Origin of the sequence: Mycobacterium sp. (assembly GCF_032162605.1) — a bacterium.
In the GTDB taxonomy this organism is placed as follows: domain Bacteria; phylum Actinomycetota; class Actinomycetes; order Mycobacteriales; family Mycobacteriaceae; genus Mycobacterium.
On the sequence record NZ_JAVROT010000294.1, the window covers coordinates 1 to 7,309 of the forward strand.

The following is a 7,309-nucleotide window of genomic DNA, read 5'->3' on the forward strand; positions in this document are numbered from 1 at the left end:
GTAGTTCGTCGATCTGTTCTTGGGTGAGTTGGGCGGGTTTGATGTCGGAGGGGGTCAGTCCACCGCCGCCGTGCGCGACGTGGGCGCAGATGCCGGCCAAGGCGTCGAACCAGAGCTGGCCGAGCCGGCTGATCTGGGGGTGATCCAGAATCGATGCGGCCCACGCCCAGTTGGCATGCAGTCGCGGTCCGGTGCCGGTGTCGACGGTGCCTGCGTTGAGTTCGACGGTGTGGCCCAGCGGCATGGGTATTGCGGTAGCGGGCTCGGTGGCCGAGAGGCCGTCTTGGCTGATCTGCCAAAGATTCTCGGACAGTTCGGCGTTGGCGCCGAGTCGGCCGAGGTAGTTGAAGCCGATGGTGGGGTCCGGTCCGGCGATGTCGGTGTCGGGGTCGAGGTAGCGAAGCAGTCCGTAGGTGAGGCCGTCGGGGAGGGCGCGCAGTTGTTCCTTGGCGTCTTTGATGATGGGGCCGAGGGCGCCGTCACCGGCCACTACCTGGGTCCAGCGCAGACTTCGGACGGTCAGCGCGACGGGGTATTTGGTGGTGAACCAGCCCACGGTGCGGGACAGGTCGATGCCGGGGGCCAGGTCCTCGTCGCGGCCGTGACCTTCGCCGTCGATGCCGATCGCGGTGTCGCCGGTACCCAGGAATTCGTTGCATGCCAGCGCGTAGGCGATGAGCAGGATGTCGTTGATGCCGGAGCGGAAGGCTGTGGGGACGTCGCCGAGCAGTCGCTGGGTGGTCTCGGTGTCCAGGGACATCGACAGGTGACCCGCGCTGGCGTAGGTGTCGAGTTCGGGGGTGGGTGCGGGCAGGGCGGGCGGGGTGGACACCACTCGTGCCCATGTGTCGGCGAGCTCGGCCACATCTGGGGTGTTTGCGTGTTGCTGCAATAAGGCTGCCCACCGCTGGAACGAGGTTCCCGGCGCCGGTAGCGTTATCGGTTGTCCGTCGTGGTGTTGAGACCAGGCGATGTTGAGGTCCTCCAGCAGGATTCGCCAGGACACCGCATCGACGGACATGTGGTGCACGATCAGCACCAGCTCGCCGGTCGAGGCGACCCACAGCGCGCTGAGCATCACCCCCGCAGCCGGGTTCAACCGCGATCGCGCCGTAATGAATGCTTCGTCGGACAATTCGTCGACGGTGTGCACGAGGCTCCCCGCCTCGATGGCACCGGACCCCGGCACCTGAAGGGACAAGTCGCCGTCGACGCCCGCGCGTAGCCGCAGCATGGCGTGCCGGTCGAGTAAGGCCTGTAAAACGACGATGACGTCGGCCTTGGTGACTTCGGCGGGGGCTTGTAAGACCACGGTCTGGTTGAACTGGTCGGTCGGGCCGTTGATCTCGTGTAGCCAGCGCATGATCGGGGTGGGGGACACGTCGCCGAGGCCCTCGTCGACGGGGCCGTCGTTACCGGCTACCCCGACCACGCTGGCGAGTCGGGCGACGGTCTGTTCGACGAAGACGTCGCGAGGCCGGCACGTCAGGCCGGCGGCGCGGGCTCGTGCGACGACTTGCATGGACAGGATGCTGTCTCCGCCGAGGTCGAAGAAGGAGTCATCGACACCGACCCGTGGTAGGCCAAGGACGTGGGCGTAGATGCCGGCGAGGATCTCTTCGGCCGCGTCGGTCGGCGCGCGATACTGATCGTTGCCTTGCAATTCGGGTACGGGCAGTGCCCGGGTGTCGAGTTTGCCGTTCACCGTCAAGGGCAGCGCGTCGAGCACCACCACCGTGGCCGGCATCATGTAGGCGGGAAGCCGTTCGGCTAATTGGTTGCGCACGGTGATGGGATCGACTGTGCCGGTCACGTAACCGACTAGGCGTGTGGCGCCGAGGTCTTCGCGGGCGATGACCGCGGCCTGTTCGATGCCCTCGAGTGCGGCCAGCACGGTCTGGATTTCGCCGAGTTCGATGCGGTAGCCGCGGATCTTGACCTGTTCGTCGGCCCGGCCAAGGTAGTGCAGCTGGCCGTCGGCGCCCCAGCGCACCAGGTCCCCAGTGCGGTACATCCGGTTCCCGGGTTTCCCGAACGGGCAGGCCAGGAATCGTGTGGCGGTCGGCGCGGAGCGGCCGCGGTATCCAACCCCGACGCCGCGGCCGGCGACGTAGAGCTCACCGACCACGCCGATGGGGACATGCCGTAGCCATTCGTCGAGGACGAACAGTGCTGCGGTCGATGCGGGTGCCCCGATGGGTGCTGGGCCCGAACCTGGGGTCAGGGGTGCGCTGATCGAGGCGTAGACGGTGATTTCGGTGGGGCCGTAGGCGTTGATGAGGATGCGGCCGGGTGCCCACCGGTCGACGACCTCGGCTGGGCAGGCTTCCCCGCCGAGTAGCACCGCCACCGATTCCAATCTCTGGGGTGTGAGTGCTGTTATTGCCGAGGGGGTTTGGGTGAGCACGTTGACGTGTTCGCGCTCGAGTAGGGCGTGGAAGTCGTCCGGTGAGCCCGCGACGTCCTCGGGCACGATGACTAGGCGTCCACCGCCGAGTAGTGCGGCCCAGATTTCCCAGACCGAGAAGTCGAAGGCGTACGAGTGGCATTGGGTCCACACCTGCTCCGCCGGTAGGGCTGTTGGCGTGGACACTGCGAGGTGGGCCAGGTTGCGTTGGGTGAGGGCAACGCCCTTGGGTGTGCCGGTGGTTCCCGAGGTGTAGATCAGGTAGGCGACGTCGTCCGGGCTGGGTGCCGGCAGGGCGATGACCGGCTGGCTGTCCAGGGCGTGATCGTCGACATCGACGGCCACCACGTCATGGCCGTTGAGCCGCGACCGCAGCCCGGTGGTGGTGACGACCACAAGCGGTGCGGCGTCGGTGAGCATGAACTCGACACGGGCGTCGGGCAGTGCCGGGTCGATCGCCAGATACGCCGCCCCGGTCTTGAGTGACGCCAGCATCGCCACGATCGCCTCGGCTGAGCGCTCCAAGAGCAGCGCCACACATTGACCCGAGCCGACGCCATGGTCAGACAGCAGGTGCGCCAGCCGGGTCGCGGCCTCGTCCAGCTCGCGATAGCTGACCCCTCGGCCGCGATCGCTGATCGCGACAGCTTCGGGGGCGCGGATAACGTTTTCGGTGAACAACTCTGGGACCGACGCCGGTGCCGCGGGCGTGGTGAGTGCTGCGCGATTTCCGATGGTATCCAGGTGGGCGTGCTCACCGGTGTCGAGCAGATTGATCGACGACAACCGCGCTCCCGAGTCGGCCGTCATCGCGACCAGCACCCTCGCCAACCGCTCGACCAGCGCGCTGATGGTGTCAGCGTCGAATACGTCGGTGCGGAATTCCACCGTCCCGCCAATCCCGGCGGTCTCACCGGCCTCGGTAAATCGCTCGGCGAGCGAGAACGACAGGTCCGTCCGGGCGGTGCGGGTGTCGACGGGCAGCTGGGCAATCTCCAGATCGCCCAACGTCAGCCCGACGGCCAGCTCGCCAGTTTGCCCGGAAACGTTGTGGCCGGGCAGGTTCTGCCAGGCGAGCAACACCTGTACCAGTGGGTGGTGGGTCAGTGATCGAGTGGGGTTGAGCCGCTCGACGAGTACCTCGAAGGGCACGTCCTGGTGATCGTAGGCGGCCAGGCTGCGCCGCCGCACCTGGCCCAGCACTTCGGCGACGGTGGGGTCTCCGGCCAGGTCGACCCGCAGCACCAGAGTGTTGACGAAGAAACCGACGAGTTCATCGAGCGCGGGGTCCGTGCGACCGGCGATCGGGAACCCGACTGCCACATCGGAACTCGCGCTCAACCGGGACAACAACACCGTCAGGGCGGCCTGCACGACCATGAAGCTGGTCGCGTTGTGCCCGCGGGCGAAGTCGCGTACCCGCTGCTGCAACTCTGCCGGCCAATCCACCGCTACGCTGGCGCCGCGTTGATCAGCCACCGGGGGATAGGGTCGATCGGTGGGCAATTGCAGCTTCTCGGGCATTCCCGCCAATGCATCGTGCCAGTAGCTCAGCTGTGTCGCGATGGAACTGTGGCTGTCGTCGAGGTCACCAAACTGTGCACGCTGCCATAGGGTGTAGTCGACGTACTGCACCGGTAGCGGGACCGACATGGGGTCTCGGCCAGCGCTCCGGCTGGCATAAGCCAGACCTAGATCGGCCATCAACGGGGCGATCGACCAGCCGTCGGCGGCGATGTGGTGCACCACGCCCACCAAAACGTGTTCATCATCGGCGACACGGAAAAGCCTTGCTCGCAGCGGGATTTCGTGTGTCAGATCAAAACTGCGGCGCGCCGTATCCTCGATGGCCTCATCCAGTCTGGCGGCCGACCAGCCAGTGGCTTCGACGATGTCCCAGCCGAACTCAGCGCGCTCGGGCGCCACCACCTCCTGCCGCGGCACACCGTCGACGTCGGGGAAGGTGGTACGCAGCGACTCGTGGCGGGCGATGACGTCCTCGAGCGCCGTGCGCAGGGCCGCGACGTCCAGCGCTCCGTGGACCCGAAACGCGATCGGCATGTTGTAAGTCGCATCCCCATCCTCGAACTGGTTGAGGAACCACATTCGGTTCTGGGCGAAGGACAATGGGATCGTGGCGGGTCGCTGGAGAGATGTCAACGGTTGCCGTTGGCTGGTGTGTGCGGCGAGGTGGGGTGCGAGCTGGGCCACGGTAGGTGTGTCGAACAGGGCGCGCACGGACAGATCTGTGTCCAGGGCGGTGTTGATCGCGGCGATCAGGCGCATCGCCAGGATGCTGTCCCCGCCGAGATCGAAGAAGGAGTCGTCGACGCCGACGCGTGGCAGGCCGAGGACGTGGGCGTAGATGCCGGCGAGGATCTCCTCGACCGCGTCGGCCGGCGCGCGGTACTGCTGGCCGTCGATGTATTCGGGTGCGGGTAGGGCGCGGGTGTCGAGTTTGCCGTTGACGGTCAACGGCAGTGCGTCGAGGGTCACGATCGCGGCTGGCACCATGTAGGGCGGTAACTGCTCGGTCAACGTCTCACGCACCGAGGCGGGTTGGATTGTGCCAGGGGTTGTTTCGGTGAGGTAGCCGACCAGGCGTTTGTCACCGGGCTGGTCGTCACGGGCGATGACCACGGCGTGTTCGACGCCGTCGACTGCGGCCAGTGCGGTCTGGACCTCGCCGAGTTCGATGCGGTAGCCGCGGATCTTGACCTGCTCGTCGGCGCGTCCGAGGTACTGCAGTTGCCCGTCGGGACCCCAGTGCACCAGGTCCCCGGTGCGATACATCCGTGCCCCGGGTTCACCGAACGGGCAGGCAAGGAAGCGTGACCCGGTCAACCCGGCGCGGCGTAGGTATCCGATCCCGACGCCGCGGCCGGCGACGTACAGCTCGCCGACCACCCCGGCGGGCGTAGGGCGCAACCATCCGTCGAGGACGAACAAGGCCGCTCCCGGCACCGATGAGCCGATCGGCACACCCAATCCCGGCGTCAGTGGCGCGCTGATCGTGGCGTACACCGTGGTTTCGGTGGGGCCGTAGCCGTTGAGCATCACCCGACCGGGGGCCCACCGATCGACCACATCGCCCGAGCAGGCCTCACCGGCCACCATCAGCGCGGCCGATTCCAAACCCTCGGGTGAGAGCGCCATGACCGCGGAAGGGGTTTGACTGAGCACGGTGACGCGTTCCCGTACGAGCAGGGAGTGGAGGTCTTCTGGAGAAGCCGCCACCGACTCGGGGACCACGACCAGTCGTCCGCCATGCAGCAGCGCGCCCCAGATCTCCCAGACCGAGTAGTCGAAGGCATAGGAGTGGCACTGTGTCCACACTTGTTCGGGCGTCAGTTCCAGCCGGAGGTCCATCGAGTCGAACAGTCGGGTGACGTTGTGGTGGGTGACGGCAACGCCTTTGGGGATACCGGTGGTGCCGGACGTGTAGATGACGTGGGCGATGTCATCGGGTTCGGGCGGGGGCAGGACAGTGCTGGGCTGGGTGTGCACGGCCGGGTCGTCGACATCGACGATTGCGAGCCCGCATCCGTCGAACCGGGCGGCCAGTCCGGCCGTGGTGATCGCGGCGATCGGCGCGGCGTCGGCCACCATGAACTCGACGCGCGCCGACGGGTGGGCGGGATCGATCGGCAGATAGGCGGCCCCCGTCTTGAGTACCGCCAATATCGCGATGATCGCCTCGGCCGAGCGCTCCATCAGCAGTGCCACACACTCGCCGGGACCCGCACCGTGGCCAGAGAGGACGTGTGCCAACCGGTTGGCGGACTCGTCGAGTTCGCGGTAGGTCCATGACCGCTCCCCACACCTGAGCGCCACCCCGGACGGGGTGCGGGCCACCTGCGCCGCGAACATCGATGGAATCGACACCGGCCTCGCGGGCTGGGTCAACACCGCCCGATTGCCCCACTCGTCCAGCCGTGCGTGCTCAGCCTCACCGAGCAGGTCGATCGAGGACAGCGGCCGTGTGGAGTCGGTGGTCATCGCCACCAACACCCGCTGCAACCGGTCCGCTAGATCGGAGACGTCAAGGTTCGAAAATGGCTGCCCCGCGCCCGCCGTGCTGAGAAAGAGTTCGTCACCGACGCCAGAGAAGAACAACCCGAAGCCGCTCACGAGGCCAGAAGTGGTGTACGACGCCGACGCCGGCACGCCACCGAAATCGATGCTGAATATCGATGGGATGAAATTGACGTTCACCCTATCGGCTGGCTGTCCAGGGTCGCGGCGGTGGGCTTTGCGCTCGAGGTCTTGCACTGGAAACCGCTGATGCTGCAGCGCTTCTCGTGTTCGAGTGTCAACATGCTCACAGAAGTCGGCTACCGTAGATTCGCTTGAAACCCTCAAAACCAGCGGCACGATCCCGGAGACCATCCCGGGAATCGTGTTCGGCTTGAGACCTACTCGCCTGCTGACAGGAAAGTCGAGCACCACCTCGGATCTCTCCCCGCACCACCCACGCACCAGCAGTGCGCATGCCGCGGTGACGACCGATGATCGAGGGACGTTCCATGCTTGGGACAACTCGTCCACTCGGCCAAGGACTACAGGATTCAGTTGAACCGGTGCGGAAGGCCGAGACGGATCACGCTCGCCCGCGGCGTGGTGCAACCGATGATCCGGTCCACGTTCCGATGGAATGTTCCGAGCCCAATAGGCTTGATCTTCGAGATAGTCGGTCGATGCTTCATATTCCAGTTCGCTGCTGACCAAGTCCTGCAGCGTCCCAAAGAAGGTGGGAGGAATCGGCGCACCAGAAACGATCGACGAGTAAATGGCGGCAATGCGATGGCCGACTAGCGCAATCCCGGTTCCGTCTATGACTATGTGGTGGCAGCAGGTGAACAAGTGGTATTCATCGGGCCGCGTACGAAACAACGCGAACTT

Annotated in this window: 1 protein-coding gene; it reads right to left on the reverse strand. The window is 66.0% G+C overall.

Translation table 11 applies throughout. The annotated features are described in order from the left end of the window. The coding region (locus QOI01_RS17130) for an amino acid adenylation domain-containing protein (protein ID WP_526382960.1) at nt 1-7,309 on the reverse strand (7,309 nt) is incomplete at both ends.